Source organism: Spiribacter salinus M19-40, assembly GCF_000319575.2.
Taxonomy (GTDB): Bacteria; Pseudomonadota; Gammaproteobacteria; order Nitrococcales; family Nitrococcaceae; genus Spiribacter; species Spiribacter salinus.
The window spans coordinates 713,994-739,396 of the sequence record NC_021291.1; the positions used below are offsets into that span (position 1 = coordinate 713,994).

Annotated in this window: 27 protein-coding genes and 2 tRNA genes; 20 read left to right on the top strand and 9 right to left on the bottom strand. The window is 61.0% G+C overall.

Going from position 1 to position 25,403, the window contains the following annotated elements; translation table 11 throughout:
* Positions 1 to 53 precede the first annotated feature (53 nt).
* Both SPISAL_RS03540 and SPISAL_RS03545 read right to left on the bottom strand, forming a co-directional pair.
* Positions 54 to 365, bottom strand: coding sequence for a P-II family nitrogen regulator (locus SPISAL_RS03540; protein WP_016353097.1), 312 nt, complete (start codon positions 363 to 365; stop codon positions 54 to 56).
* Positions 366 to 369: 4 nt separating this feature from the next.
* Positions 370 to 1,350 (bottom strand): sodium-dependent bicarbonate transport family permease, encoded by a 981-nt coding sequence (locus tag SPISAL_RS03545; RefSeq protein ID WP_016353098.1) that lies wholly within the window; start codon positions 1,348 to 1,350, stop codon positions 370 to 372.
* A gap of 189 nt (positions 1,351 to 1,539) precedes the next feature.
* On the opposite strand from SPISAL_RS03545, the gene SPISAL_RS03550 reads away from it, so the two are divergent.
* Positions 1,540 to 2,505 (top strand): ABC transporter substrate-binding protein, encoded by a 966-nt coding sequence (locus SPISAL_RS03550; protein WP_016353099.1) that lies wholly within the window; start codon positions 1,540 to 1,542, stop codon positions 2,503 to 2,505.
* A 60-nt stretch (positions 2,506 to 2,565) separates the two neighbouring features.
* On the opposite strand, the gene SPISAL_RS03555 is transcribed toward SPISAL_RS03550, so the two are convergent.
* Entirely contained in the window at positions 2,566 to 3,741 is a 1,176-nt protein-coding gene (locus SPISAL_RS03555; RefSeq protein ID WP_016353100.1) for an alpha-hydroxy acid oxidase, read from the bottom strand.
* Between the two features lie 154 nt (positions 3,742 to 3,895).
* Here SPISAL_RS03555 and SPISAL_RS03560 point away from each other — a divergent pair, with 154 nt between their 5' ends.
* Entirely contained in the window at positions 3,896 to 4,888 is a 993-nt protein-coding gene (locus SPISAL_RS03560; protein ID WP_016353101.1) for a patatin-like phospholipase family protein, read from the top strand.
* 26 nt (positions 4,889 to 4,914) lie between these two features.
* On the opposite strand, the gene SPISAL_RS03565 is transcribed toward SPISAL_RS03560, so the two are convergent.
* Entirely contained in the window at positions 4,915 to 5,565 is a 651-nt protein-coding gene (locus SPISAL_RS03565) for a DsbA family oxidoreductase (protein ID WP_016353102.1), read from the bottom strand.
* Between the two features lie 73 nt (positions 5,566 to 5,638).
* Here SPISAL_RS03565 and SPISAL_RS03570 point away from each other — a divergent pair.
* The 13 genes from SPISAL_RS03570 (at position 5,639) to SPISAL_RS03630 (ending at position 15,076) form a co-directional block, all read left to right on the top strand.
* Positions 5,639 to 5,715, top strand: a tRNA-Val gene (locus tag SPISAL_RS03570).
* A gap of 57 nt (positions 5,716 to 5,772) precedes the next feature.
* Positions 5,773 to 7,698 carry a threonine--tRNA ligase gene (gene thrS, locus SPISAL_RS03575; RefSeq protein WP_016353103.1) on the top strand — a complete coding sequence of 642 codons (1,926 nt, stop codon included), beginning with the start codon at positions 5,773 to 5,775 and terminating at the stop codon, positions 7,696 to 7,698.
* Positions 7,699 to 7,764: 66 nt separating this feature from the next.
* The gene (infC, locus tag SPISAL_RS03580) at positions 7,765 to 8,262 is read left to right on the top strand and encodes a translation initiation factor IF-3 (RefSeq protein WP_245539911.1); all 498 of its coding nucleotides are present in this window, start codon (positions 7,765 to 7,767) and stop codon (positions 8,260 to 8,262) included.
* Positions 8,263 to 8,337: 75 nt separating this feature from the next.
* Positions 8,338 to 8,535, top strand: a complete 198-nt coding sequence (rpmI, locus tag SPISAL_RS03585) for a 50S ribosomal protein L35 (protein ID WP_016353105.1) — start codon at positions 8,338 to 8,340, stop codon at positions 8,533 to 8,535.
* A 26-nt stretch (positions 8,536 to 8,561) separates the two neighbouring features.
* Complete coding sequence (gene rplT, locus SPISAL_RS03590; RefSeq protein WP_016353106.1) at positions 8,562 to 8,918, top strand: 50S ribosomal protein L20; 357 nt, start codon at positions 8,562 to 8,564, stop codon at positions 8,916 to 8,918.
* Positions 8,919 to 8,994: 76 nt separating this feature from the next.
* Positions 8,995 to 10,014 carry a phenylalanine--tRNA ligase subunit alpha gene (pheS, locus tag SPISAL_RS03595; protein ID WP_016353107.1) on the top strand — a complete coding sequence of 340 codons (1,020 nt, stop codon included), beginning with the start codon at positions 8,995 to 8,997 and terminating at the stop codon, positions 10,012 to 10,014.
* A gap of 9 nt (positions 10,015 to 10,023) precedes the next feature.
* Entirely contained in the window at positions 10,024 to 12,402 is a 2,379-nt protein-coding gene (gene pheT / locus SPISAL_RS03600; RefSeq protein ID WP_016353108.1) for a phenylalanine--tRNA ligase subunit beta, read from the top strand.
* A gap of 7 nt (positions 12,403 to 12,409) precedes the next feature.
* Positions 12,410 to 12,709, top strand: a complete 300-nt coding sequence (gene ihfA / locus SPISAL_RS03605; protein WP_016353109.1) for an integration host factor subunit alpha — start codon at positions 12,410 to 12,412, stop codon at positions 12,707 to 12,709.
* Positions 12,690 to 13,046: a MerR family transcriptional regulator gene (locus tag SPISAL_RS03610; RefSeq protein WP_016353110.1), complete on the top strand. Its 357-nt coding sequence runs from the start codon at positions 12,690 to 12,692 to the stop codon at positions 13,044 to 13,046. Before ihfA ends, SPISAL_RS03610 begins: the two co-directional genes overlap by 20 nt.
* Before the next feature lie 56 nt (positions 13,047 to 13,102).
* A tRNA-Pro gene (locus tag SPISAL_RS03615) sits at positions 13,103 to 13,179 on the top strand.
* 38 nt (positions 13,180 to 13,217) lie between these two features.
* Entirely contained in the window at positions 13,218 to 13,586 is a 369-nt protein-coding gene (locus tag SPISAL_RS03620) for a diacylglycerol kinase (protein ID WP_016353111.1), read from the top strand.
* 5 nt (positions 13,587 to 13,591) lie between these two features.
* Positions 13,592 to 14,530 carry a histone deacetylase family protein gene (locus SPISAL_RS03625; protein ID WP_051111883.1) on the top strand — a complete coding sequence of 313 codons (939 nt, stop codon included), beginning with the start codon at positions 13,592 to 13,594 and terminating at the stop codon, positions 14,528 to 14,530.
* Between the two features lie 6 nt (positions 14,531 to 14,536).
* On the top strand, positions 14,537 to 15,076 hold the full coding sequence (locus tag SPISAL_RS03630) for an acyloxyacyl hydrolase (protein ID WP_016353113.1): 540 nt from the start codon (positions 14,537 to 14,539) through the stop codon (positions 15,074 to 15,076).
* Here SPISAL_RS03630 and SPISAL_RS03635 read toward each other — a convergent pair.
* The gene (locus tag SPISAL_RS03635; RefSeq protein ID WP_016353114.1) at positions 15,073 to 16,017 is read right to left on the bottom strand and encodes an AEC family transporter; all 945 of its coding nucleotides are present in this window, start codon (positions 16,015 to 16,017) and stop codon (positions 15,073 to 15,075) included. The two genes, SPISAL_RS03630 and SPISAL_RS03635, sit on opposite strands and share 4 nt — an antisense overlap.
* A 101-nt stretch (positions 16,018 to 16,118) precedes the next feature.
* Here SPISAL_RS03635 and SPISAL_RS03640 point away from each other — a divergent pair, with 101 nt between their 5' ends.
* From SPISAL_RS03640 to SPISAL_RS03650, 3 genes are all read left to right on the top strand, one after another.
* On the top strand, positions 16,119 to 17,504 hold the full coding sequence (locus tag SPISAL_RS03640) for an SLC13 family permease (protein ID WP_016353115.1): 1,386 nt from the start codon (positions 16,119 to 16,121) through the stop codon (positions 17,502 to 17,504).
* A gap of 112 nt (positions 17,505 to 17,616) precedes the next feature.
* Positions 17,617 to 17,994 carry a hypothetical protein gene (locus SPISAL_RS03645; protein WP_016353116.1) on the top strand — a complete coding sequence of 126 codons (378 nt, stop codon included), beginning with the start codon at positions 17,617 to 17,619 and terminating at the stop codon, positions 17,992 to 17,994.
* 5 nt (positions 17,995 to 17,999) lie between these two features.
* Positions 18,000 to 18,743: a type 1 glutamine amidotransferase gene (locus tag SPISAL_RS03650; RefSeq protein WP_016353117.1), complete on the top strand. Its 744-nt coding sequence runs from the start codon at positions 18,000 to 18,002 to the stop codon at positions 18,741 to 18,743.
* Here the strand turns inward: SPISAL_RS03650 and SPISAL_RS03655 are convergent.
* Genes SPISAL_RS03655 through zwf form a run of 4 tightly spaced genes read right to left on the bottom strand, consistent with a single transcriptional unit; the run spans position 18,727 to position 22,697 of the window.
* Positions 18,727 to 19,575: a MurR/RpiR family transcriptional regulator gene (locus SPISAL_RS03655; RefSeq protein ID WP_016353118.1), complete on the bottom strand. Its 849-nt coding sequence runs from the start codon at positions 19,573 to 19,575 to the stop codon at positions 18,727 to 18,729. The two genes, SPISAL_RS03650 and SPISAL_RS03655, sit on opposite strands and share 17 nt — an antisense overlap.
* Complete coding sequence (glk, locus tag SPISAL_RS03660) at positions 19,572 to 20,540, bottom strand: glucokinase (protein WP_016353119.1); 969 nt, start codon at positions 20,538 to 20,540, stop codon at positions 19,572 to 19,574. The genes SPISAL_RS03655 and glk overlap by 4 nt, the downstream gene beginning before the upstream one ends.
* Entirely contained in the window at positions 20,521 to 21,234 is a 714-nt protein-coding gene (gene pgl / locus SPISAL_RS03665) for a 6-phosphogluconolactonase (RefSeq protein ID WP_016353120.1), read from the bottom strand. The genes glk and pgl overlap by 20 nt, the downstream gene beginning before the upstream one ends.
* Complete coding sequence (gene zwf, locus SPISAL_RS03670) at positions 21,234 to 22,697, bottom strand: glucose-6-phosphate dehydrogenase (protein WP_016353121.1); 1,464 nt, start codon at positions 22,695 to 22,697, stop codon at positions 21,234 to 21,236. Before zwf ends, pgl begins: the two co-directional genes overlap by 1 nt.
* Before the next feature lie 128 nt (positions 22,698 to 22,825).
* Between zwf and edd the strand changes: the two genes are divergently transcribed.
* Positions 22,826 to 24,658 carry a phosphogluconate dehydratase gene (gene edd / locus SPISAL_RS03675; protein WP_016353122.1) on the top strand — a complete coding sequence of 611 codons (1,833 nt, stop codon included), beginning with the start codon at positions 22,826 to 22,828 and terminating at the stop codon, positions 24,656 to 24,658.
* Entirely contained in the window at positions 24,655 to 25,359 is a 705-nt protein-coding gene (locus tag SPISAL_RS03680) for a bifunctional 4-hydroxy-2-oxoglutarate aldolase/2-dehydro-3-deoxy-phosphogluconate aldolase (protein ID WP_016353123.1), read from the top strand. The genes edd and SPISAL_RS03680 overlap by 4 nt, the downstream gene beginning before the upstream one ends.
* Positions 25,360 to 25,403 lie beyond the last annotated feature (44 nt).

Below are 25,403 nucleotides of genomic sequence, written 5' to 3' on the forward strand. Positions count from 1 at the left end.
GGTCGGGGCTATTCCCACTCCGCCAGTTTTCTATGTGTTGGAGGATTGTGTGCCTAAAATCGTTCGGCGCGTAGCACCTCGCAGTCGACCACGCTCACCACGCCGATATGGCGATCGACCACCTCGAAAGCGGCGTCCAGAAGGGTATCCAACCGATCAGGGCGGATGATGCAGGCCACGTTGACCATGCCGCGGGCGCGACCGATTTCGCCCTCCTGCGTCCATTGGCCTGATCGGCCGGAGCCACCCAGCACGGGCATCACCGTAAAGCCCGTTACGCCGGCTTTTCGCAAGGCCGCGGTCAGTCGCTCTTCCATCACGGCTTCGATAATGATTTCCACCCGTTTGGCGGTATGCGTTTGCATGACTTCAACCTCCGGTCAGGGCCCGGGATATGGCCAGGTAAATGGGGATGCCGAGTGTCAGGTTGAATGGGAAGGTGACGCCAAGGGACAGCGTCAAATAAATCGAGGGGTTGGCCTCGGGCAAGGCAACGCGCATGGCGGCGGGGACCGCGATGTAGGAGGCCGACGCCGCCAAGGTCATGAAGAGCATGACACCACCCGGGCTCAGGCCGAGGAGCAGCCCGGTGCCGGCACCGACACCGGCACCGATTATCGGCATGAGGACGCCAAATGCGAACAGCCCTGCGGTAAGCACTGAGCGTGCCTCCCGAAGGCCCCGCCCAGCAACGAGCCCCATGTCCAGAAGGAAAAGGCACAGCACTCCTTGGAAGGGTTCTTCGATAAACGGCGCGATCAGTTGCATGCCCTCATCGCCTGTCGCCCAGCCAATGAAAAATGAACCGACCAGCAACACGATTGAGCCGTTGAGGAGAATTTCCCGAATCAGCCCCTCTTCCATGTCCGCGGATGTTGTACCAAAACGGGCGATGATCCAGAGCGCTGACAGGATGGCGGGCGCTTCCATCACGGCGGCTACCGCCACCATGTAGCCCTCAGGCGAAAGCCCCGCCGAAGTGGCGACCGACGAGGCGGCCACGAACGTCACGATGGAAATGGAGCCGTAATGTCCGGCCACGGCTGCCGCGTCAGTGACCGACAAACGGGTGATGCCGCGGAGCAGAGCGAAGGCGATGACGGGCAGCGCAAACGAGAGAGCGGCGCCAGCCAGCAGTGACAGAACGAGTGTGGTGTCAACACCATGCCCGGCTACGCTGACCCCACCTTTGAACCCAATGGCCAGCAGTAAATAGATCGACAAGCCCTTGGCAACGGCTTCGGGAATCGAGAGATCGGAGCGGGCGAAGGCCGCTGCGACACCGAGCATGAAAAACAGAATGATGGGTGAAGTGAGATTGTTGGCCGCAATCGCCAGAGTGCCGTCCATTCCTGCCTCGGTACCGGTTTGTTTTATTCGACGTCATGTTACCGGGTTGCCGCCGCGGGTAAAGGCCTGCCCCCAGGCGGGTGCTCGTGTTCTGCGCTATACGGATCAATTTTATTGATCTACAGTTAAACAAAGGTGGATGCCATTCTGGACAGTCCGCCTTCTGGAAAGAGCAAAAAGGAGATGAATATGATCAAGCGTTCCCTGTACGCGCTCGCGCTGACGGGTGCCATGGTGCCCATGGCCGCGCATGCCGAATGCGGTGAGATTTCCGTTGCGGAGATGAACTGGACATCGGGCCGAATCATTACCGGTGTGACCGAGTTTCTGCTGGAGCAGGGTTACGGTTGTGACGTTACCGTTGTGCCATCCGCAACAACCACAGCGATCACCTCACTGGCCGAAAACAATGAGCCGGATATTGTGCCGGAGCTCTGGCCCAACGGTGCGCCGGCGTACTACGACCTGGCTGAGGAGGGCAAGCTCGTCAAGGCCTCGGATGCGTTCAGCGAGGGCGGTACCGAGCACTGGTTGGTTCCGTCCTATCTTGTCGATGAACATCCCGAGCTCGCGACCATCGAGGGCGTCCTGGATAACCCGGAGCTCGTTGGCGGGCGCTTCCACAACTGCCCGGACGGATGGGGTTGCCGAATCGCGAATGATTCTCTGAAAGAGGCCTTTGATCTGGAAGGTCACGGCATCGAAGTCTTTAACCATGGCTCGGGTGAGACGCTGCAGACAGCGCTTGTCTCTGCTTATGAGGGCCGCGAACCCTATTTCGGCTATTACTGGGGGCCGACGGCGCCGTTGGGTCAATACGACATGGTCAGTGTTGATCTTGGTCCGGTCGATCGAGACGTTCACGAATGCAATCAGGATGTCGATTGCAACGAGGTGGGCAAGACGAGCTTCCCGGCCTCGCCCGTGTTTAATGTTGTCACAACCGATCTGGCTGAGCGCGAGCCGGAAGTCTTCGAGCTCATGAAGAACGTCACCTTCAAGAATGCGGAGATGAACAGCCTGCTGGCGTGGCATTCAGACAACGACGCGAGTGCTGATGAGGCCGTTGTCCACTATCTTCAAAACAACGAAGACGAGTGGATGAGTTGGGTAAGTGACTCGGCACGAGCCAACCTTGAGGGTATGTTCGAGTAAGCCGAAGACGTTAGACCAATCTGCAGGCGGCGGTTTCAAGCCGCCTGCAGCCTGATTGAATCAACTTGACTCGGTTACCCAGCGGCCTGAGAAGTCCTCGGGCACATGCAGGATATTGCGGTCGACCTCATTGATATCGCGATGCCCGCAGAGTGCCATCGTCGTATCCAGCTCTTTATGCAGCACCTCGAGGGCTTTTGTGACGCCTTCTTCGCCCATCGCGCCCAGGCCATAGACCCAGGACCGGCCGATCATGACGCCATCGGCCCCCAGCGCCAACGCCTTCAGGATGTCTTGTCCCGTGCGGATGCCGCTGTCGAAATACACTTCCATGCGATCACCTACTGCTTCGATGATCTCTGGTAATACGCGGATACTGCTCAGCGCACCATCGAGCTGACGCCCACCATGATTCGAGACCACGATGGCGTCTGCGCCGAGCTCTGCAGCGCGCTCGGCATCCTCGCGGTTCATGATGCCCTTGAGCACGACCTTGCCGCCCCAGAGATCCATAAGTTCCTTGACGCGATTCCAGTCGAGGGAGTGGTCAAAGGCCTCGGCGGTCCAGGACGACAGAGAGCTTGAATCGGTGACGCCTTGGGCGTGGCCGACAACATTCCCGAAGGTCCGGCGCTTGGCGCCCAGCATCTCGATGCCCCAGGACACTTTCGTCGCCAGGTTGGCGATGGATTTGATCGTGAGCTTGGGTGGCGCACTCAGGCCGTTTTTCAAATCCTTATGACGCTGACCCTGCACTTGAAGATCGAGCGTGATGACGATGGCCGAACAGTTGGCGGCCCGAGCGCGCTCCATCAGGCGTTTCATGAAGTCGTCATCAGAGAGCGTGTAGACCTGAAACCAAAATGGCTTGGTTGTTGCCTCGGCGACATCCTCGATGGAGCAAATGGAGAGCGTCGACAGCGTGAAGGGGACGCCGAACTGCTCTGCAGCCTTCGCCGCCAGGATCTCGCCATCGGCATGCTGCATGCCCGTCAGACCAACTGGGGCCAGCGCCACCGGCATGCTGACGTCGTGGCCAAGCATGCGGGTTGCCGTGGTGCGGTTGGTCATGTCGATCGCCACCCGCTGGCGGAAGTAGAGATCGCGGAAGTCGCTCGTGTTCTCTTCAAAGGTCTGCTCAGTCCAACTGCCGGTCTCGCAGTAGTCGTAGAACATCTTTGGTACACGGCGCTTGTAGATGCGCTTCAGATCATCAATGCAGGTAATCACTGCCACGTTATTTTCCTCCGCGGTTGGTGCGCATGGATGCGAGCTCAGCATCAGAGTGATAAGCGCATCGAAATTAATTATAGAGTATTAGGCTTTCGGGACTACTGAAATACGGAAAGTGATGTATTAGCGGATGTTCTCTCGGCAATTGAGACTTGACGTGCCGCTCGCCCTCGCGCTGCAGGGCGGTGGATCCCACGGGGCTTTTACCTGGGGTGTCCTTGACTGCTTGCTGAAAGCGGGTCTGCAGCCCGCCGGGTTAAGCGGGACGAGCGCTGGCGCCTTAAACGCCGTCGCCCTGGCCGCGGGCTGGGCGGCGGACGGTGAAAAGGGCGCGCGAGGCGCATTGCGGGCGCTTTGGGAGGGCATTGGCCAGATCAATGCCCCTTTGCAGCCGCCCTGGCGCTCCGATGGATCTCTCCAAGGCCAAGCGCTGAAGGCGGTCACACAGATGGTTTCGCCCTATCAGTTCAATCCGGCGGGGTTTAATCCCCTACGCCAGTTGCTCGGGCAGTGCCTGGATTGGGAAGCGCTGCGTGCAAAGGGCCAACCGCCGGTGTTTATTGCCGCGACGGAAGTGGCAACCGGCCGGCTGCGGTTGTTTCAGCGCCATGAATTGAGCGTGGACGCGCTTTTGGCCTCCACCTGCATTCCCACGCTCTTCCAGGCGATTGAGATTGATGGGCGCTTTTACTGGGACGGGGGCTTTGCGGCTAATCCGGCGTTGCTTCCCCTGATTAAGACAGCGCCTTCAAGCGACTTAATGCTGGTCCAGTTACTGCCGGAATACAGCCCAGGCATGCCGCCCCGGCGTGTTGAAGGCATTCTGCAACGCAGCCGGGAACTGGGGTTTAGCGCTCATCTCCTCAATGAGTTGCAGTGGCTTGCCCTCATGCAATCGGACGCAGGTTGGCTTGGCCGCTGGTCCCCTTCGCGACTGCGCCGACGAGTCGCTCGCCTTCGTTTTCATCACCTGGATGGTGGCGCTGCATTAACCGGTCAATCAGCCGCAAGCCCGCTGAATACGGATAGCCTGTCGCTTGACGTGCTTCATGACGCAGGCCAAGCGACGGCACGGGATTGGTTGGCGCGTCATGCAGGTGCTATTGGGCGCCGCAGTTCCCGGGCACTGAGTGATTTCAATGCTGAGTAGGCGCATGACACAACCGGCATACGATTTTAATCATGGGTATCGTTCGCTATCTGGCGGATCGCATCGGCGAGCTGAGTGGCTGGCTGCGCGCCGGAAATCAGATAGCGGCCGTCGATCACGAAACCCGGCACGGCGCTGACACCCGCCTGAATGAATCGCTGCTCGGCCGCTCGCACGGTCTCGGCGTAGCGTTCGGAGCGGGCAACGGCCTCGGCGGCGTCACCGTCGAGGCCGACCTGTTGTGCCGCCTCGCGCAGAACCACCGGGTCTGACGGGGCCTTCGCGTCTCCAAAATAGGCATCAAACAGCGCTAGCTGCAGTGCCGTTTCCTGGCCCTGTTCCGCGGCCCAGGCGAGCACGCGATGGGCATCGAACGTATTGTGTGCGCGACGCGCCCTCGCACCATCGAAGTTCAGGCCCAGGTCACTGGCTAGATTGATCATTTCGCCCTGCATCTGCTCGATGCTGTCGGCGTCTTGGCCGTATTTCCGGCATAGGTGATCGAGTATGGGCTCGCCCTCGGGCGGCATGTCTGGGTTCAGCTCGAAAGGCTGCCAGACGAGCTCGACATCGATCTCGTCGTTGAGCATCTCCAATGCCTGCTCCAGGCGTCGATAGCCGATCGCGCACCATGGACAGGCGATATCAGAAACCAGATCGATTCGAAGGGTTTGCATAGCGTATGTCCTTAACCGCGGGAGGGCGTTTGGCAACGTCAACCAACCTCGCTATACTCTCGCCTCCGACGACAGGCGCGTAGCTCAGCTGGTTAGAGCACCACCTTGACATGGTGGGGGTCGGTGGTTCGAGTCCACTCGCGCCTACCAAGACATGTATAAGAACATGTGGCCTTTGGTAGCGGTCACCACTGTGGAGCCTCTTCGATGCCCCAGATTACCCTTCCCGACGGCAGTCAGCGTGACTATGCCGAACCCCTCTCTGTGCTTGATGTCGCCCAGGACATTGGTCCGGGCCTTGCCAAGGCGACTGTCGCCGGGCGAGTGAACGGCCAGCTCGTCGATGCGACCGATGTCATCGACACCGATGCCGAACTCCAGATCATCACGCCGAAAGATCCCGAAGGGCTCGAGATCATCCGGCATTCCTGCTGTCACCTGCTGGGCCAAGCGGTCAAGCAGCTGTACCCGGAAGCCCAAATGGCCATTGGCCCGGTGATTGAGGATGGCTTCTACTACGACATTCGCTACGACGCGGGCTTTCACCCCGAGGACCTTGAGCGGATCGAGCGGCGGATGGCGGAGCTGATTGACCAGGAATATGACGTGGTCAAGCAGGTCACGCCGCGCTACGAAGTGCAGCAGATTTTTCGGGAGCGGGGCGAGAACTACAAGGTGGAGCTCGTCGAGAACCTGACCGATGTAGACGCGATGGCGCTCTACTATCATCAGGACTACATCGACATGTGCCTTGGCCCACATGTGCCGAACACCCGGTTTCTCAAGGCGTTCAAGCTGACCAAGCTCGCCGGCGCTTACTGGCGCGGGGATGCCAGCAACGAGATGCTCCAGCGCATCTATGGCACCGCATTCGCTGACCGTAAGGCGCTCAAGGGCTATCTCAAGTTCCTGGAAGAGGCGCAGAAGCGCGATCATCGCCGCATCGCGCGCAGTCAGGATCTTTTCCATCTGCAGGATGAAGCGCCGGGCATGGTGTTTTGGCACCCCAATGGCTGGCGGATTTACACCGTGCTACAGGATTATCTGCGCGTACGGCTTGAGGACCATGGCTACCAGGAGATCCGCACGCCGGAGCTGGTGGACCGTAGCCTCTGGGAGCGCTCGGGGCACTGGGAGAAATTCCGCGAGGACATGTTCACCACGCACTCCGAGCATCGGGACTATGCAGTCAAGCCGATGAATTGCCCGTGTCACGTACAGGTGTACAACCAGGGGCTGAAGAGTTACCGCGATTTACCGCTGCGCTTTTCGGAATTCGGGAACTGCCACCGCAATGAGCCTTCGGGCACGCTCCACGGCCTCATGCGGGTGCGTAACTTTGTTCAGGACGATGCCCACATCTTCTGTACCGAGGATCAGCTGCAGGCGGAGGTGGCGGCATTCCTGGACCTTGCCTTCAGCGTCTACCGCGATTTCGGTTTCGATGATGTGCAGGTAGCGTTGTCGACTCGTCCTGCGAAGCGGGTTGGTGAGGATGCGCTGTGGGACAAGGCCGAGGCGGCCCTCGAGCAGGCCCTCGATGGCAAGGGCATGAACTGGACGGTCAACCCGGGCGAGGGCGCCTTCTATGGCCCCAAGATCGAGCTGTCGATGCGCGACTGCCTGAATCGGGTCTGGCAGTGCGGCACCATGCAGGTCGACTTCTCGATGCCTGGGCGCTTGGATGCAGAGTTTGTGACCGAAGGTGGTGATCGCGCGGTGCCCGTCATGCTTCATCGGGCCATTTTCGGTTCGTTCGAGCGCTTTATTGGTGTACTCACTGAGCACTATGGGGGTGATTGGCCCGTCTGGCTCGCGCCCGGGCAAGTTGAGGTCATGAACATCACCGACCGCCACGCTGATTATGCCGCCGATGTGCAGAAAATGCTGTCGGATCGCGGGTTTCGCGCGCATTGCGACTTGAGGAACGAGAAGATCGGCTTTAAGATTCGGGAACATACGATTCGTCGCGTGCCCTATATGGTCGTGGTCGGTGATCAGGAGCGGGAATCGGGGCAAGTGGCCGTGCGAACCCGCACGGGAGACGATCTCGGGGTGATGTCGCTCGAGGCGTTTATTGAACGTCTCCAAACCGATGTTGCCCGACTGGGCCGAACGCTTTTGGAGGAATGAAGCATCGCTATACGCAGAAAGCCTGGGGCGCGCCGCCAGCAGCCCGGGGCCGGTGAAAACCGGCGCATCAATGAGGACATTCAGGTACCGAACGTTCGCCTGATCGACGAGAACGGAGAGCAGGTCGGCATTGTCCCGACCGCAGAGGCCATCCAGCGCGCTGAAGGCGTTAGCTTAGATGTTGTAGAGCTTGATCCCAACGCCGACCCGCCAGTTTGCCGGGTGATGGATTTCGGCAAATGGAAGTTCGAGCAGTCGAAAAAGCAGCAGGCGGCCAAGAAAAAACAAAAACAAATTCAGGTGAAAGAGGTAAAATTTCGGCCTGGTACCGATTCCGGCGACTATGAAGTCAAGCTGAAAAACCTCAAACGCTTCCTCGAGGAAGGCGATAAGATTAAGATCACACTGCGGTTTCGTGGTCGTGAGATGGCGCACCAGGAGCTCGGGCTGGAATTGCTCGAGCGCGTCGAAAAAGACCTGGAAGAATTCGCCACCGTGGACCAGCGCCCAAAAATGGAAGGCCGGTTGATGGTGATGACGATGTCTCCCCGGAAGGGGAAGTAAGCAGGGGTTAATCCCCTTGGGATGATATCCCGGCGATGCCGGGATTTCTTGTTTGTGGCAACGGAGAAACGGTTCATGCCCAAGATCAAGACGAACCGTGGCGCCGCCAAGCGCTTCCGCAAGACGGCCAGTGGCCGTTATAAGCGGGCGCACGCGTTCCATAATCACATCCTCACCAAAAAGGATGCGAAGCGGAAACTCGGGCTGCGTGCCACTACACTCGTATCGGAGCAGGATACGCCGGCCATTCGGCGGCTGCTGCCCTACGTCTGAACACGACTGACTAGAGGATTCTGACGATGGCAAGAGTAAAGCGTGGCGTGATCTCACGTCGCCGCCACAATAAGGTCCTCGGCAAGGCGAAAGGCTACTATGGTGCGCGTCGGAAGACGTTCAAGATAGCCAACCAGGCGGTCATTAAGGCCGGCCAATACGCCTACCGGGATCGACGGGTACGCAAGCGCGAGTTTCGCGCCCTGTGGATCCAGCGGATCAACGCCGCAGCGCGGCAGAATGGGCTTTCCTACAGCCGGTTGATCAATGGCCTCAAGCAGGCTGAGATTGACATCGATCGCAAGGTACTTGCCGACATGGCGGTGCACGACAGCACTGGCTTTGCGGCGGTGGCCGAGCGGGCGAAGGCGGCCCTCGCCTAGACAGCTGCTGACGGCTGTCGGGCAGGCGGGGGAAGGCGGTGGCCTTCCCCCTTTTTGTCTCTGAACGGGATGGATGATGAGCGAGGATCTGCAGGCTTTGACCGGGCAGGCCGAGGCCGCTGTGGATACTGCAGCGAGCGTCGCCGAACTCGAAGAGATCCGGGTAGCGTACCTGGGCAAAAAGGGGCGGTTAACCGAGCAGCTCAAAGCGCTGGGTCAGCTTCCGGCTGAAGAGCGCCCCGCGGTGGGCCAGGCCATTAATGCCGCGAAGCAGCGTGTGACCGAGCGCCTGGATGCACGGCGAGCGGCGCTGGCGCATGCAGAGCTGGATGCGGCGCTGGAGAGCGAGCGTGTCGATGTCACCTTACCCGGGCGGGGTGATGCGGCCGGCGGGCTGCACCCGATCACGCGCACGCTTGAGCGCATCGAGGGGATGTTTCGGGGTATTGGCTTTGCAACCGCTGAAGGCCCTGAGATCGAAGACGATCACCATAACTTCGAAGCGCTCAATATCCCGGCCGACCACCCGGCTCGGGCTATGCACGATACCTTCTACTTTGACGCCCGCCATCTGCTGCGCACGCATACCTCACCGGTCCAGATTCGGGTGATGGAGTCTGATGGGGCCCCGGTGCGCGTCATTGCCCCCGGCCGGGTCTATCGCTGCGACTCCGATCTGACGCATACGCCCATGTTTCACCAGGTTGAGGGCCTGCTCGTTGATGAGGGGGTGACTTTCGGCGATCTCAAGGCGTTGCTGGACGACTTTGTTAAGCAATTCTTTGAAGCCGACCTCGCGGTTCGCTTTCGGCCCTCTTATTTCCCGTTCACGGAGCCCTCGGCTGAGGTCGATGTTGAGTGCATGTTCTGCCACGGCGATGGCTGTCGCGTCTGCAGTGGTAGCGGCTGGCTCGAGATTCTGGGTTGCGGCATGGTCCACCCGGCGGTCTTTGAGGCCGTCGGCATCGACGCAGAGCGCTACACGGGCTACGCCTTTGGCATGGGCGTCGAACGTCTCGCTATGTTGCGTTATGGCGTGAATGACCTGCGGATTTTCTTTGAAAACGATCTGCGCTTTCTGCGCCAGTTTCGCTAGGAGCCAGGCATGAGAATCAGCAAGCACTGGTTGAGTGAATGGGTGGCGGTGCCCGCAGACACGGCGGCGCTGGCTGAGCAGTTGACCATGGCAGGGCTTGAGGTCGACTCGGTCGAACCGGCGGCGCCGCTGTTCAATTCGGTTGTTGTGGGCGAGATTGTCGCGTGTGAACCGCACCCGGATGCCGAGCGGCTGAAAGTCTGTCAGGTCGATGATGGAACTGGCGAGCTGAAAGACGTGGTCTGTGGCGCGCCGAACGCGGCGATGGGGCTGAAAGCCCCGTTTGCGCAAGTCGGCGCGCGGTTGCCGGGCGATCTGAAGATCAAGGCGGCCAAACTTCGGGGTGTGAAATCCCACGGGATGCTCTGCGCCGCCCGGGAATTGGGCCTGTCCGAAGACAGTGAAGGTCTCATGCCGTTGCCAGCAGACGCGCCAGTCGGCGAAGCCTTCCGCGATTGGCTTAATCTGGATGATGATGTCATCGAAATCGAGCTAACACCCAACCGCAGCGACTGCCTGAGCGTGAGCGGGGTGGCGCGTGAAGTGGGTGTGCTCAATGGTGAAAAGGTCAGCTCGCCGGCGTTGCCCACTGTACCGGCAGCCAGTGACCGAGCCTTGCCGATCGACCTGGTGGCAGAAGCCGATTGCCCGCGATACTGCGGCCGGGTGATTGAGGGCGTCGACGCAGCCGCGCCCACGCCAATGTGGCTTCAGGAGCGGCTGCGGCGGGCTGGCGTGCGGCCATTGGGCATCGTGGTTGATGTGACCAACTACGTCATGCTGGAGCTCGGCCAACCCATGCATGCCTTTGACCTTGAACGCCTCTCAGGGGGTATTCGGGTTCGGCGCGCCGAGGCGGGTGAGACGCTCACACTGCTGAGCGGCGAACCCATCACGCTGAGTGCTGATACCTTGGTGATCGCGGATGAGATCCAGCCGGTCGCGCTCGCTGGGGTCATGGGGGGCGATGCGACGGCGGTCAGTGAAACCACCACCCAGGTGTTTCTTGAGTCCGCATTCTTCGCGCCGGCGGCCCTGAGTGGCCGGGCCCGTCAGTACGGTCTGCACACCGATGCATCCCATCGTTTTGAGCGGGGCGTGGATCCGATGCTCTGCCTCCAGGCCATTGAGCGCGCGACCGCCCTGTTGCTGGAACTTGCGGGCGGTCAGCCCGGCCCGGTCACCGATGTTCAGGCAGACCAGGCGATGCCTCAGCCAGGGGTCGTTGCGCTGCGACCTGCCCGTGTGAACGCGCTACTGGGTACAAATATTGAAGAGGCGGAGATGCGGGATACGCTCACCCGCCTTGGTATGCCGCCTCAGACTAATGGAGACACGTGGCAGGTGCAGGCACCGAGCTGGCGCTTTGATATTGCGCGTGAGGTTGATCTCATTGAGGAAATCGCTCGTGTGCATGGCTATAACGCGTTGCCACCGCGGCGAGCGGCGGCACCGGCTGACATCCCGGCAGAATCCGAGGCCCAGGTCAGCATCGCGCGGCAACGGATGGTGATGGTGGACCGGGGTTACCAGGAGGCCATCACGTACAGTTTTGTCGATGAGGCGCTACAAGCGAGTCTGGATCCGGATGAAACCCCGCTCGCGCTTGCCAATCCACTCTCCAGCGATCTGGGGGTGATGCGAACTTCATTGTGGCCGGGGCTTGTCCGGGCCTTGGTGCACAACCAGAACCGCCAGATGGCTCGGGTGCGATTGTTCGAGACGGGCTTAAGGTTTCGGGGAAGTCTGGATTCGCTCGATCAAACGCCGGTGCTCGCCGCCATTGCGGCTGGCCCAGTGCACGAGGCGGACTGGAGTGCGCGCGAGCGTCCGGTTGATTTCTTTGACTTCAAGGCGGATGTCGAGGCGCTTCTTGATCTTGCGGGCCCGAATCGGAAGCTCCGTTTTATCGCCGCAGAGCACCCAGCTCTCCATCCTGGACAGTGCGCCCGCATTGAGATGGATGACGAGGCGATTGGGTGGATCGGGGCGTTGCACCCGCGGGTTACGACAGCGCATGACCTGAGTGGTCCGGCTTTTGTGACGGAGATCCAACAGTCGGTATTCACTAAAAGGCCCGTACCAGCCTTTGAATCAATTTCTCGCTATCCGGCGATCCGACGGGATCTGGCCATTGTGGTGAAAGAGTCAGTCAGCGCACAGTCGGTGGAAGATTGCATTCGATCCGCTGCGGGTGAAGCGTTACGTTCACTCGATATCTTTGATGTTTACCAAGGCAAGGGTGTGAGTGACGGGTTCAAAAGTCTCGCCATGGGATTGATCCTGCAGGATTATTCCCGCACTCTTACCGACGAAGAAGTTGAAGCAACACAGCAGCGCATTGTGGCTCAACTCAAAACAACACTGGGCGCGGAACTGCGGGAGTAGCGATCGGATGGCATTGACCAAAGCGGACATGGCCGAGCGCCTGTTCGAGGAAGTGGGGCTGAACAAGCGCGAGGCCAAGGAGCTGGTCGAGCGGTTTTTCGAAGAGATCCGGGGTGCGCTCGAGGCAGGCACGCCGGTTAAGCTCTCGGGCTTCGGCAATTTCGATCTGCGAGACAAAAACGAACGGCCGGGCAGAAACCCGAAAACCGGCGAGGAAATTCCGATCTCCGCGCGCCGAGTGGTGACCTTCCGGCCAGGGCAAAAACTGAAGTCGAGGGTTGAGGCTTATGCTGGACGCGAGCAGTAACGACGAGCTGCCGCCCATCCCGGCAAAGCGGTATTTCACCATTGGTGAAGTCAGCGAGCTGTGTGGCGTCAAGCCGCATGTCCTTCGCTACTGGGAACAGGAGTTTCCACAACTCAACCCGGTCAAGCGCCGTGGCAATCGCCGCTACTATCAGCGACAGGATGTGCTGCTGATTCGCCAGATCCGCGGCTTGCTCTACCAGCAGGGGTTTACGATTGGTGGCGCACGCCAGCAACTCTCCGGTGAGTCCGCCAAGGACGACGCGACCCAGCGCCAACAGGTGATCCGGCAAATGCGCAGTGAGCTTGAGGCGCTGCTGGCCGAGCTCAAGCGCTGATTGCGGGCCGGGCGATTGGCCTGTCCGTGTGCGTATTGTATGGTAATGGTTTCCTTCGGGGTGTAGCGCAGCCTGGTAGCGCACCTGCATGGGGTGCAGGTGGTCGGAGGTTCGAATCCTCTCACCCCGACCAGTTTTTCTTTCCCTTCCTTTTGCGGTGAGTCGAGCATCATGAAAGGCATCGGCGCCGAGATTCAGCGCCTCGTCCAGGCGGCGCGCTGCTCCATGGCAGGATTGCGGTCTGCTTTTTCCAGCGAGGCCGCTTTCCGCCTCGAGGTTTTGGTCAGCCTCCCACTGATCATTGTTGCGATCGTCGTCGCTGATAACGCGCTGGAGCTGGCGATCTTGCTCATCGCACTGGCCCTAGTCTGGATCACCGAGCTGCTCAATACCGCGATCGAAACGGCGGTGGACCGGATCGGTCCCGAGTCGCATTTGCTATCCGGAAAAGCAAAAGATATCGGCTCCGCCGCGGTGTTTGTGGCGAGCGTTGTCGCGGGTCTTGTCTGGCTTTTGGTGCTGACGGACGGGTCAGGCTAGACCGAATGCAGCCCATCCCGGCAGTCCACCATCCCGACTACACGTTTCCTCTGCCAGCTCGGCATCCCTTTCCCATGGAGAAGTTCCGCCTGCTGCGCCAACATCTGGACGCCTTGGGGGATTCACTCGAATGGCATCAGCCGACGCCGATTTCATTGGCGGCACTTAAGCAAGTGCACGATGCGGACTACATCGAAGCGCTCGTGAAAGGGCAGTTGGATGAGCGCGCGCAGCGTCGCAGCGGTTTTCCCTGGTCAGAGGCGCTTGTACGTCGGGTGCGCCTTGAAACGGGTGGGACGCTGCTCGGCGCACGGCTTGCGCTCACCGACGGGCTCGCCTTGAACGCAGCCGGCGGGACGCACCACGCGCACGCCGACTTTGCGAGTGGGTATTGTTTGATTAATGACCTGGCCGTTGTCGCTATGGAGCTTTTGCGACGCGGCGAGGTGGAGCGGCTGCTGATCATTGATCTTGACGTCCATCAGGGGGATGGAACGGCCCGGCTTCTCGCTAATGAGCCGAGGGCCTTTACGTTCTCGATGCATGCTGGCCGCAATTTCCCGGCGCGAAAGGCCAGTAGCGATGAAGATATCGCGCTGGAGAGCGCAACGGCGGATGATGCCTACCTTGCGGTTCTCCAGCAGGCAATTCCTCGGCTCATACAATCCGTTCGCCCGGGTTTGGTGATTTATGACGCGGGTGCTGACGTTCACAAGGCCGATCGACTGGGTCACTTGGCGCTAACGGACACAGGGCTCAGAGCGCGAGATGCTGCTGTGATCGAGACGGTACGAGGCGCTGGGTTGCCGCTGCTTGCCGTCATCGGTGGCGGCTATGACCGTGACACCCCAGCGCTCGTCGCCCGGCATGCCATGGTTTTTGAGGAAGCGGTGCGCGCGCGTGAGCGAACCCCCTATAATGAGGACCATGAACCGGGGGCATAGGGGGCAATGATGTTCACCACTGGGCGATGGCGCACGGCAATTGGGCTGCTTCTGCTGGCAGTTGGGTCGAGTGCGTGGGGGCAGTCCCCTGTTGAAACGCGAGAGATGGGGCTCCGCAGCGGGACAGGCGATCATTACGACATGATTGAGGTGTATGGGCGGCAGTCTGCCGACTGGGTCGAGGACGACCTATTGCGTGGCGTGTTGCCCAAGCGGGTCAGTGCGCAGTGGGATGTGAGCCTCGGCTACTGGGAAGGACGCGAGAACGACTCGGGCTTCTTCACTATTGGTCCGGTTTTTGAGATTCAGGCGGCAAAGACGTGGTACTGGCGTCTTGGTGTTCAGCCAACGCTGATTTCCAGTCATGAGGATGCAGGACGCGATCTGGGCGGTCCTTTCCAGTTCACCAGTCACCTTGGTTTGGCCTGGGCACCGCCAGGTGCGCTTGTGCTCGGCGTTCGCGTACAGCACACCTCCAATGCCCGCCTTTACAGCTCCAACCCAGGGGTCGATACCTTATCGCTTGAGGCGGGTTACGCCTTTTAACCGGGTGCGGTGTAAAGCCAACCAATGAGCACCGAGATCGTCACAACCGAGGCGGCGGTGGAGATAAAGATTGCCGTCGAGATTTGCTCCGGTCGGCGCTCGTAGCGCTGCGCGAGCACATACACGTTCGCTGCGATCGGCAAGGCGGCCTGCAGTATGGCAACCGATGCCCATACGGCGGGCAGCTTGAATACCCAGATGGCCATCAGCGCGACAAGCGCCGGGTGCATGAAAAGCTTCATGCTGACGAGATAGGCGGTCTCAGTGGCACCTTCTCGCATCGGTCGACCGGCTAGCGTTGCGCCGAGTGCAAACAGGGCACATGGACCAGCCGCGCCCGCCAAAAGGCCACCATAGCGAAGGATCGGCTCGGGCACCGGTGCGGAGAGCAGATTGAGCGTCACGCCAACCAAACCCGCGGTGACGATGGGATTGCGGATCACACCGGCGCCGATTTGCCCGAGGAAAGCCAGACCGCGGCGGCCGCCGCCCAGATCGCCCTCGACGACCGCGGTGGCCAGTCCGAGCATGACGATCGTGTCGCCCATCACAATCAATACCGCAGGCAGCGCGGCTTCGCTGCCGTAAAGCAGAATGATCAAGGGCAGGCCAATGAACCCGACATTGGAGAAAACCCCCCCTAATGACTGAATGGCGGCATCCGCAGGCCGAAGGCGAAACAGTCGCCGCCCGAGGAATAGGAGCAGACCGAACAGGGCAATGCCCGGCAGATAATAACTCGCAAGAAGGCCGGCGACCGCGCCGGTTGCCGCGGGTGCCTGGAAGGTTTCGATCAACAGCAGCGCAGGCAAGGCGAAGTAGAAGACGAACGTGTTGAGCCCGGCCACTGTGGTCTCGCCTAGCATGCCCCCGCGCGCAGCCAAATAGCCGGTAAAAATCAGCGCAAAGAAGGGCAGCGCAAGATTGACGACGGCCTGCATGGGAATCCCCGGAACCCGTAAAACCGAGAGTCTATCGGTTTGTGGTGACCCCGGCGAGGCGATCTGTCAGGTCAGCCCGGGGGTGGGTATGATTTGCCCCCATGCGATTACGAGTTGATGCCTCCAGCGTGTTGGTGGGTAGTGCGCTTCTCGGTGCACTGTGGGTTGTGTGGATGCCGCCAGCTTGGCTTCCAGCGGGGACGGGAGCGGCTACCAGTGTCGTCCTTGTCACGATTGCGCTGCTCGCGACCGGGGTGGTGGCTGAAGCCGTCACGATCTTGCTGTTTTTTCTGGCGGCAATGCTTTTCGCCATCGCGCCCGCATCCGTGGTGTTTTCCGGCTTTGCGTCCAGTGCGTTCTGGATCATTTTTGGCGGCTTGATCCTTGGCATGGCGATTCGTCATACCGGCCTGGGTCAGGCCCTTGCCAGTGCACTTTTGCAACGCCTGCCCGGATGGTATCCACTCGTCATTGCGGGGACGGTTTTGGTGGGATTGCTCCTTGCCTTTGTGATGCCGGGTGCGATGGGGCGGATGGTGCTTCTGGTGCCGATCGCAATCGCCGTGGCTGAGCGTCTTGGCTTTGGCGAGGCCGACAATGGCCGTGTGGCGATCGTGCTTGGCGCTATATTCGGGACGCACACCGGTTCGTTTTCCATCCTGCCCTCCAATACACCAAATGTCGTGTGGTCCGGCGCGATGGAGTCGGTCCATGGCCTCGAGATCGGGTATCTAGACTATTTATGGTGGCATTTTCCCGTACTTGGGTTATTGCGCTCGATATTGCTCGTGGCATTGCTGGTCGTCATTTTCCCGGATCAGTTACGCAAGCGAGATGAAGCACCCGGTAGCGCAGCTGATGCCCTGACGGATGATCAGCGGTTATTGCGTTGGGTGCTCGTGGTAGCGCTTGGCCTGTGGGCAACGGATTTTATTCACGGTGTTGGCCCGGCATGGGTTGCCCTTGGGGCTGCGGTTGGTTGCCTGCTAGCCGGGCAACGGCTCGTACCTGCAAAGCCACTTGCGGCATTGGATATGGGCCCGCTAGTGCTCGTCGCTGGTGTCCTCGGGTTGGGGGCGGTCGTTGCAGAGCTCGGTATGGGGGAGGCCGCTTTTAACCAGTTGCTCCCTTACCTGCCACTCGCAGCAGGCGCTGATGCGCTCAATTACGCGTTTGTGAGTCTTGGTGGCGTCGGCTTGGCCGTTTTGACGACAATGCCGGGTGTGCCCGCCATCGGTGTGCCTTTGGGTGAGACGCTGGCCGAATCCACCGGCTGGTCCATCGAGTCCGTGATGATCGTCCTTGCCGCCTCCTACTCGACTTACTTGCTACCTTATCAGGCGCCGCCAATTCTTATTGGCGCTCAGCTTGGCGGGATTCCGTGGCGTTCTCTGGTCTGGTTTACGTTTGTGTTTGCACTACTCAGCATCGTGGTCATTTTCCCGTTTCACTACCTCTGGCTCTTATTGATTGGCGTGCTCGGGTAGATCTGTGCCGCTGTGGATCGGGGTCGTTGCCAAATGATCGCTTGTCAGGGTTATGCTGCGGCGCGAAAATTACCCCAGTATCAGTTATTAACCACTACAAGCGGAGTTTTCGGTGCAGGAGCAGTTTCTTCAGACCGCAGAGACCCTTTCCTGGGATCTCGAGACGCAGATCGACCGCCTCGATGAGTTCGTGCGCGCCTACGGTGCGGCTGGTCGAATGGATGCAGAACTCTCCGAAATCGGACTCTCGGTCGGCCAGTCTTTTCATCGCGAAGCCCTCTGCCGCGCCATGCTCAGCTTTATCGAGCGCCTGGGGGCAGCCGGTGCGTTTTCGCATTTTCTCCACCGCCAGCTACAGCGCATGACGGCGGAGGCGAATGCGGCGCCCAGTCCTGTGCCTGAACACTCGTCTGGTGTCTTGAGCGCTCTCGTGCGGCGGTGGCTTCCCAGCCGTGAGGCTCGTGCTGGCCGGCAGGCAGTGGCATCCTGACGTTGATGGCATTGAGCGAGTCTGCACTACGAACGATCGGTATCCTGCTCTGCGACGACCTGCACGAGGAGTTGCGGACGCGCTGGTCGTCCTATCTATCGCTGTTTGAAACGCTGGTGGCGGATGAAGTCGATGACCTCACGGCCGTTGGCTATCGCGTTCATGCCGGGGAGTGGCCAGCAGGCCCGGATGCGGCAGACGCATGGTTGGTGACTGGCAGCCGGGCGAGCGTTCATGAGCCACCAGAGTGGGTGGCGCCGTTGCAGGCATTCGTGCGACAGATTCATGCAGCCGGTCAGCCGTTGGTCGGTGTGTGCTTTGGGCATCAGCTGGTTCACTCTGCATTGGGTGGTCGTACTGAGCGCTCGGCGCGCGGGTGGCATCTTGGCAGCTACCCGGTTGAATGCCATACCGGCTTTGCCGGCTTACCGGCGGGTGGACCATTGCGGCTATTAGCGGTTCACCAGGATCAAGTGGTTGAGCCAGCACCTGGCTTTCAGCGGTTGGCCAGCAGTCCCGATTGTCACTGGTATGCGAGTTACCACGAGCAGGTGTTCACGATTCAGGGTCATCCGGAATTCGATCGGGAGTTCTTCTCCGCGCTGATGCAGCGGGTACGTCAGAAGGCGGGGAATCAGGCGGTTGACGCGGCGCTCGGTGCCTTACCGCCCGACGATGACACGCTCGCCATACGCCGTTTCATGCGTGACTGGCTACGCGGGCGGGCAGCGCTTAGCGACGCGCGTTAAGCACGGTCTTGATCTGCCCCAGACGCTCGCGGCCCGCAGCGCCTGCCCGCAGCGCAACCCCCACCGCGAGGACATCCAGTAGCGCAAGATGAGTCAGCCGCGAGAGCATCGGGGTGTAGACGTCGGTATCTTCGTCAACTTCGACATGCAGGCGAACCGTTGCCAGCTTTGCCAGAGGCGTGCCGGGCCGGGTCAGGCCGATGATAGGGATCTCGCGTTGCTGAGCGATGGCGAGGCTATCGAGCAAGTCCCGGCTGCGCCCGGTATGCGAGATGGCTATGATCACCGCATCCGGAGGAATAACGGCCGCGGAAATCGCGTGATTATGGGGATCAGTATAGGCAGCGACCGGCGACCCGAGGCGGAAGAACTTGTGCTGGGCATCTTCAGCGACGAGCCCAGATGCGCCGTGGCCATAGAGCTCGATACGGCTGGCGTTAGCAAGTAACCCAATGGCGCGCTCGAGCGCCTGATGGTCCAGGTTGTTGCGCGTTTGGATCAACGTCGCGATCTGTCGGTCCATCACCTTGGCGGCGAGGCCCTCAAGCGGCTCATTGCTCGCCACATCCATCACGCCGGCGGGTTGTGTCGTCGCCAGGCTCCGTGTCAGCGCCAGTTTGAACGACTGTATGCCGCGGTAACCGAGGCGTTGGCAGAAACGCACCACGCTTGGCTCGCTCACGCCGGCCTGAGCGGCGATACGGGCGATCGGCTGATTGATGACCGTGTGGGGCTGGGCGAGGATTCGATCGGCGACTTTGCCCTCTGATGGCGGCAGGCGATCCCGCTCCGTGCTGATTCGGGCGAGTAGCGGTGATGAGTGCGCCGTCATGCCGTCTCTTCCAGATAATGGGCAAGGCCGAGCAGGGCGGGCGCCTCATGGGTGATCAGCCATACCGGAATCTGGCGTAGATACTCATCAAAGCGGCCTTTCTGCTGCAAACGTGTGCGAAATGCCTGCCAGTCAAAGTGCTTGCCAAGCGCAGGAATCAGTCCACCGCCGATGTAAACACCGCCTCTCGCACCGGTCGCGAGCATGAGATCCCCCGTGGCACTGCCAAGGATGCGGGTGAGCAGATCGATGGCCTCCAAGGCGATGGCATCGCCGGCTGTGGCAGCCTGGCCGATGGCCTCGGCATCCTGGGCTTGCGCCGTGCACTGATCCATGTGGCATAGCGCTGAGTAAACGGACTCAAGGCCTGTCCCCGAAGCGATTCGCTCGGCGCTGCAGTGACCGAAGCGGCGGTGAAGCTCGAGGATGAGTTCAGCCTCCCGGGCGTTGGTTGGCGCGACGCTGATATGGCCGCCTTCGGCTGCAAAAACTTGCCATTGTCCGTTGTGGGGCGTCATAAGCGTGGTCCCCAGGCCAGTTCCTGGTCCAAGGGCGATGCGCGGGGCATCGGGGTCTGGTGTGCCGGGCTGTATGGTCCGCAGGTCGTTGTCATTGAGTGTGGGCACGGCCCAGCCTTGGGCGACCCAGTCGTTGATGACTTCCAGGCGCTCCAGGCCGAGCTGCGCTTGCGTCTTCAATACCGAAAAGTGCCAGCCGGCGTTGGTTAAGCGGACGTCATCGCCTGCTGCTGGGCTAGCCAGCGCGCAGGCCACTTGCCGGGGCGGTGGGCCGTCAACGCGGGTGAATGCGTCCGATAGCATCTCGGCGAGATTGCCATAGTCGGCCGTCGCGAGCTGGCATAGCGTCTGAGGGCGTTGCTGCGGGCCTTTGACCACAGCGACGCGCACATTGGTCCCACCAATGTCGGCAACCAGCCAGGGTTGATCAGGGCGACCAGTAGACATGAACCGGCACTCGGCGTTGGGCTAATAGGGCCTGGACGGGGTGCTGACGGGCATCATCCGCGGCCGCGGCGTTTTGAATCGCATCCCACTTGGCAGCGCCGCTGAGGTGCAATGCGATCCACCGGCTTTCCAGCAATGTGGCGAGTGTGAGGCTCAGGCGCGCATGGGGTTCGCTGGGCGCACGAGTCGTCGCGCAATGGGCTTCCGTGTCCTGTGAGAGGGCGCGCGTGCTGGCCGCATCACCTGGGAAGAGTGAGGCGAAATGGGCGTCATCGCCCATGCCGAGAATCACGGCGTCGAAGGGTCTGGGCAGCATGCCAAGTGCTGCGCCGCAAGCCGCCTCATCGGCTCGATCATCCACGCCATCACGATGCAGTGGCTGGAAGTGGGCGTCGGCCGCTTTGTCTTTCAGGAGGACCTCCTGAACCAGTCGCGCATTGCTGTTTGGGTCTGTTTGCGGGACCCGGCGCTCGTCGGTGAGGCTGACGTAGACGGACGCCCAGGGCAGCTCGAGAGATCGCAGTGCCTCAAACAGGGGGATAGGCGTGCGCCCGCCCGGGACGAGCAGGCTGGCACGACCGCGGGCCCGCACGGCAAAGCCGATAATATCCGCCACCCGGGATGCGAGCGCCTCAGCCGCGCGGCTGGCGCTGGGGAAGCGCTGGGCGGATTCCAGTGTCTGTGTGGCAGACATCAGCTCTCCTCGTGCCAGCTCGCGTCTTCGCGCCCCAACAGGGCGCTGGAGGCGGCAGGCCCCCAGGTACCTGCGGTATAGGGTTTGGGCGCATCACCGGCGGTGTCCCAGGCCTGCAGGATGGGTTCGATCCAGTCCCAGGCGGAATAAAGCTCGTCACGGCGCATGAACAGCGTGAGCCGGCCGCGCAGAACGTCCATGAGCAATCGCTCATAGGCATCGGCCTGGCGCCCTTGAAACGCCTCAGCGAAATCGAGGTTCAGGGCCACCGGACGGAGCTCCATCTGATCGCCCGGGCTCTTCGCCATCATGTGCATGCGCACGCCCTCGTCGGGCTGTAGCCGAATAACGAGCCGGTTCGGCTGTCCGGCGCCATAGGTCACATGAAAGATAGAATGGGGGACATCGCGGAAGTTGACGACAATCTCGGCAGTACGCTCCTGCAGGCGCTTGCCCGTGCGCAGATAAAACGGCACGCCGGCCCAGCGCCAGTTCGCAAGCTCGGTGCGCAGCGCAACAAATGTCTCGGTGCGGCTGTCGCCAGGCACACCTTCCTCGTCAAGATAGCCGCTGACGGGCTGGCCATTAATCGCCCCCGCCCGGTACTGGCCACGGACCGTATTGCGCAACGCGTCCTTGCCCTCGAGGCGGGTGAGGGCACGCAGGACTTTCAGTTTTTCATCCCGCACCGCGTCGGCTTCGATGCTGGTCGGCGGTTCCATGGCGATGATGCAGAGCAGCTGCAGCAGATGATTCTGAACCATGTCGCGGAGCGCGCCCGTGCGATCATAGAACCCCGCCCGGCCACTTACGCCGACCTGCTCGGCAACACTGATCTGCACATCGCGCACCCAGTCGCGGCGCCATAGCGGTTCAAAGAGCATGTTGCCAAAGCGCAGTGCCATAAGGTTCTGTACCGTCTCCTTGCCCAAGTAGTGATCAATTCGATAGATCGCATCCTCGGCAAAGATCGCCCCAATCCGCTCGCTGATGGCCTGTGCTGAGGCCAGGTCATGTCCCAGGGGCTTTTCGAGCACGACCCGCGCCTGGGCCGAGACCAGACCGTGGTCGTTGAGATGCTCGCAGATATCGACAAAGTGCCTCGGTGCCACTGCAAGGTAGAACACCCGACAGTGGGCCTCTCGGCCGGCAAGCGCCTCGGCGAGGTCGGCAAAGCCGCGGGGTTCGCTCGCATCCACCGAGACAAACTGCAGCCGCTCGGTAAACGACTGCCAGTCGCCTTCGGTGAGCTCGTCGGCCGCGAGTCGCGTGGCGAGATTCTCGCGCACTCGCTCGATGAATGCGCTCCGGTCCAGTTCGGATCGCGCGGTGGCGATGATCCGGCCGTTATCCGGGAGCTGGCCGGCGCTATGACGGCGATAGAGCGCTGGCAGCAACTTGCGCATGGAAAGATCGCCGGTGGCGCCAAACAGCACGAGGTCGAACGGAGCGAGTGATTCCACTGGGCCTCCCGGGCAGATGTAGGAAAACTACAAAAAATTATATCGGCCTATGGAGACGATCGGAAGGGCCGCGTTGGGAATCACGGCAGGCGCTGTAGTAAACTTTCAACAAAGCACAGGAGGTTTGCATGCCTGATCTCAATGCCGTCGTCGAGCAGGTCACCGACAGAATACGCGAGCGAAGTCAGGGGTCGCGCGGTGACTATCTTCGCCGACTGGATGCGGCAGCGGCCGAGGGACCGGTGCGATCAAGCCTGTCTTGTACCAATCTGGCGCACGCGTTCGCTGCGGCACCTGACGGTGACAAAGCCGCGCTCAAAGGCCTGCAGCGGCCTAATGTCGGTATCGTCTCGGCCTATAACGACATGTTGTCCGCTCACCAGCCCCTGGAGCGATTCCCGGCGCTGCTCAAGCAGGCGGTTCGAGAGGCCGGCGGGACGGCGCAGTTTGCCGGCGGCGTGCCGGCGATGTGTGACGGTGTGACCCAGGGGCAACCCGGCATGGAGCTCTCGCTGTTTAGCCGGGATGTGATTGCGATGGCCACGGGTGTCGCGCTGTCGCACAACACGTTTGATGCCGGGCTTTGTCTGGGCGTCTGCGACAAGATCGTCCCTGGGCTTTTGATCGGGGCGTTGCATTTTGGGCAGCTGCCGTTTGTGTTTGTCCCGGCGGGGCCCATGCCTTCCGGCATGCCCAATGATGAGAAAGCCCGTATTCGTGGCCTGTTCGCCGAGGGCAAGGTCGGCCGGGAAGCCCTGCTTGAATCCGAATCGCAGTCGTATCACGGCCCAGGCACGTGTACGTTCTATGGCACGGCCAACAGCAATCAGATGCTCATGGAGGTGATGGGCCTGCATTTGCCCGGCGCGGCTTTCGTCAACCCGAATACACCCCTGCGCGATGCGCTGACGATCAGTGCCGGCCACCGAGTGGTCGAGATCATGGCGCACGGTGATGCCTATACCCCCGTGGGTCGCGTAATCAGTGAGCAAGCCATCGTGAACGGGATTGTTGGCCTGCTGGCAACCGGGGGTTCAACCAATCACACCATCCATTTGATCGCGATCGCGCGTGCAGCCGGGATCCACCTCACCTGGGATGATCTTCATGCACTCTCTGCCGTTGTGCCGTTGCTGACGCGGATCTATCCGAACGGCAAGGCCGACGTGAACCATTTCCACGCTGCCGGCGGCATGGGGTTGTTAGTGCGCGAGCTCCTGGATGCCGGATTGCTTCATGAGGATGTGATGACGGTGGCGGGCGGCGGCCTGCGTGCCTATACCCAGGAGCCGGTGCTCGCTGAGGGCGGAGTCCAGTGGCAGGATGCGCCTGACCGATCGGCGGACCCGGACGTCCTTCGCCCAGTGGCCGAACCGTTTGATGTGGATGGTGGTCTGCGCGTGCTGGACGGCAACCTCGGCCGAGCGGTCGTGAAGGTCTCTGCTGTCAAACCCGAGCACCGGGTTGTTGAGGCGCCCGCGCGCGTGTTTGAAAATCAGCAAGCGGTCTTGGCCGCCTTTCGGGCGGATGAGCTCACTGGGGATTTTGTCTGTGTTGTGCGCGGTCAAGGCCCGCGGGCTAACGGCATGCCGGAGCTTCACAAGCTCACGCCTGAACTCGGTGTGCTCCAGTCCCGAGGTCAAAAGGTGGCGCTGGTAACCGACGGGCGGATGTCTGGCGCGTCCGGGAAAGTACCCGCGGCGATTCACTTGACACCGGAATGGGTCGCCGGGGGGGGGATCGGGCGGATCCGCGATGGCGATATCATTCGGCTGGATACCGAGACTGGCGAGCTCAACGCGCAGGTACCGGAATCCGAGTGGTTCGCACGCGAAATCGCATCGCCTGACACCGAGCCACAGCATGGAATGGGTCGTGAGATGTTTGCGCATTTTCGAGCAACCGCCAGTGGCGCCGAGACTGGCGCGGTGACATTTCCAGGCCAGGAGATGAGCCCATGAGCCCGCATCAACCGGTTGCCATGAGTTTCCTGATGGCCCGTGCCCCGGTCATTCCCGTTTTGGCCATTGCCCGTGTTGAGGATGCCGTGCCGCTCGCACGCGCGCTGGTGGCCGGGGGGTTGCCTGTCCTGGAGATTACGTTGCGAACGCCGCAGGCTCTTGAGTGTGTTGAGGCCGTGGCGAGTGCGGTACCCGAGGCGCTGGTTGGTGTGGGGACCTACACGCGGTCTGAACAGGCACTGGCTGCCCGCGAGGCGGGCGCCCAGTTTCTGGTGAGTCCGGGCTTATCAGATGCCCTGGTGAGCGGCGCGATGAACGCGGATCTCCCGTTTCTGCCCGGCGTTGCAACAGCCTCTGATGTGATTCGGGCTCAGGAGGCGGGTTACGACCATCTGAAATTCTTCCCCGCCGAGAGCAGCGGCGGTATTGAAGCGCTCAAGGCACTAGGCGGGCCATTCGGTGATGTGCGGTTTTGCCCCACTGGAGGTATTGGGCCAACCAATTGTCTGGACTACCTCAGCCTTCCCAATGTGCTTTGCGTTGGCGGCAGTTGGGTGGCGCCGGCCAGTGCGGTTGCTGCCGGTGACTGGGAGCGGGTAACTGGGTTGGCCGCTGCGGTGACTGGCCATTATTCGGCGTCGGACTGGTATTCCGTTGCGGGAGAGGAAGACCCCGGCAGCGGTGACGAAAAGCTTCGTTAAATTTTCCAGTTTAAAATGTACCAAAGCGGTCCTCTTTCCGTTAT

Excerpts from the sequence above, each read along its gene's own strand:
- SPISAL_RS03650 (WP_016353117.1), top strand. The coding sequence starts at position 18,000 with ATGGCATTGAGCGAGTCTGCACTACGAACGATCGGTATCCTGCTCTGC.
- SPISAL_RS03540 (WP_016353097.1), bottom strand. The coding sequence starts at position 365 with ATGCAAACGCATACCGCCAAACGGGTGGAAATCATTATCGAAGCCGTG.
- SPISAL_RS03655 (WP_016353118.1), bottom strand. The coding sequence starts at position 19,575 with ATGACGGCGCACTCATCACCGCTACTCGCCCGAATCAGCACGGAGCGG.
- glk (WP_016353119.1), bottom strand. The coding sequence starts at position 20,540 with ATGTCTACTGGTCGCCCTGATCAACCCTGGCTGGTTGCCGACATTGGT.
- SPISAL_RS03625 (WP_051111883.1), top strand. The coding sequence starts at position 13,592 with ATGCAGCCCATCCCGGCAGTCCACCATCCCGACTACACGTTTCCTCTG.
- SPISAL_RS03550 (WP_016353099.1), top strand. The coding sequence starts at position 1,540 with ATGATCAAGCGTTCCCTGTACGCGCTCGCGCTGACGGGTGCCATGGTG.
- pgl (WP_016353120.1), bottom strand. The coding sequence starts at position 21,234 with ATGTCTGCCACACAGACACTGGAATCCGCCCAGCGCTTCCCCAGCGCC.
- SPISAL_RS03635 (WP_016353114.1), bottom strand. The coding sequence starts at position 16,017 with ATGCAGGCCGTCGTCAATCTTGCGCTGCCCTTCTTTGCGCTGATTTTT.
- SPISAL_RS03610 (WP_016353110.1), top strand. The coding sequence starts at position 12,690 with ATGCTGGACGCGAGCAGTAACGACGAGCTGCCGCCCATCCCGGCAAAG.
- pheT (WP_016353108.1), top strand. The coding sequence starts at position 10,024 with ATGAGAATCAGCAAGCACTGGTTGAGTGAATGGGTGGCGGTGCCCGCA.
- SPISAL_RS03630 (WP_016353113.1), top strand. The coding sequence starts at position 14,537 with ATGATGTTCACCACTGGGCGATGGCGCACGGCAATTGGGCTGCTTCTG.
- SPISAL_RS03680 (WP_016353123.1), top strand. The coding sequence starts at position 24,655 with ATGAGCCCGCATCAACCGGTTGCCATGAGTTTCCTGATGGCCCGTGCC.
- SPISAL_RS03545 (WP_016353098.1), bottom strand. The coding sequence starts at position 1,350 with ATGGACGGCACTCTGGCGATTGCGGCCAACAATCTCACTTCACCCATC.
- ihfA (WP_016353109.1), top strand. The coding sequence starts at position 12,410 with ATGGCATTGACCAAAGCGGACATGGCCGAGCGCCTGTTCGAGGAAGTG.
- rplT (WP_016353106.1), top strand. The coding sequence starts at position 8,562 with ATGGCAAGAGTAAAGCGTGGCGTGATCTCACGTCGCCGCCACAATAAG.
- SPISAL_RS03620 (WP_016353111.1), top strand. The coding sequence starts at position 13,218 with ATGAAAGGCATCGGCGCCGAGATTCAGCGCCTCGTCCAGGCGGCGCGC.
- SPISAL_RS03565 (WP_016353102.1), bottom strand. The coding sequence starts at position 5,565 with ATGCAAACCCTTCGAATCGATCTGGTTTCTGATATCGCCTGTCCATGG.
- rpmI (WP_016353105.1), top strand. The coding sequence starts at position 8,338 with ATGCCCAAGATCAAGACGAACCGTGGCGCCGCCAAGCGCTTCCGCAAG.
- pheS (WP_016353107.1), top strand. The coding sequence starts at position 8,995 with ATGAGCGAGGATCTGCAGGCTTTGACCGGGCAGGCCGAGGCCGCTGTG.
- edd (WP_016353122.1), top strand. The coding sequence starts at position 22,826 with ATGCCTGATCTCAATGCCGTCGTCGAGCAGGTCACCGACAGAATACGC.
- SPISAL_RS03640 (WP_016353115.1), top strand. The coding sequence starts at position 16,119 with ATGCGATTACGAGTTGATGCCTCCAGCGTGTTGGTGGGTAGTGCGCTT.
- thrS (WP_016353103.1), top strand. The coding sequence starts at position 5,773 with ATGCCCCAGATTACCCTTCCCGACGGCAGTCAGCGTGACTATGCCGAA.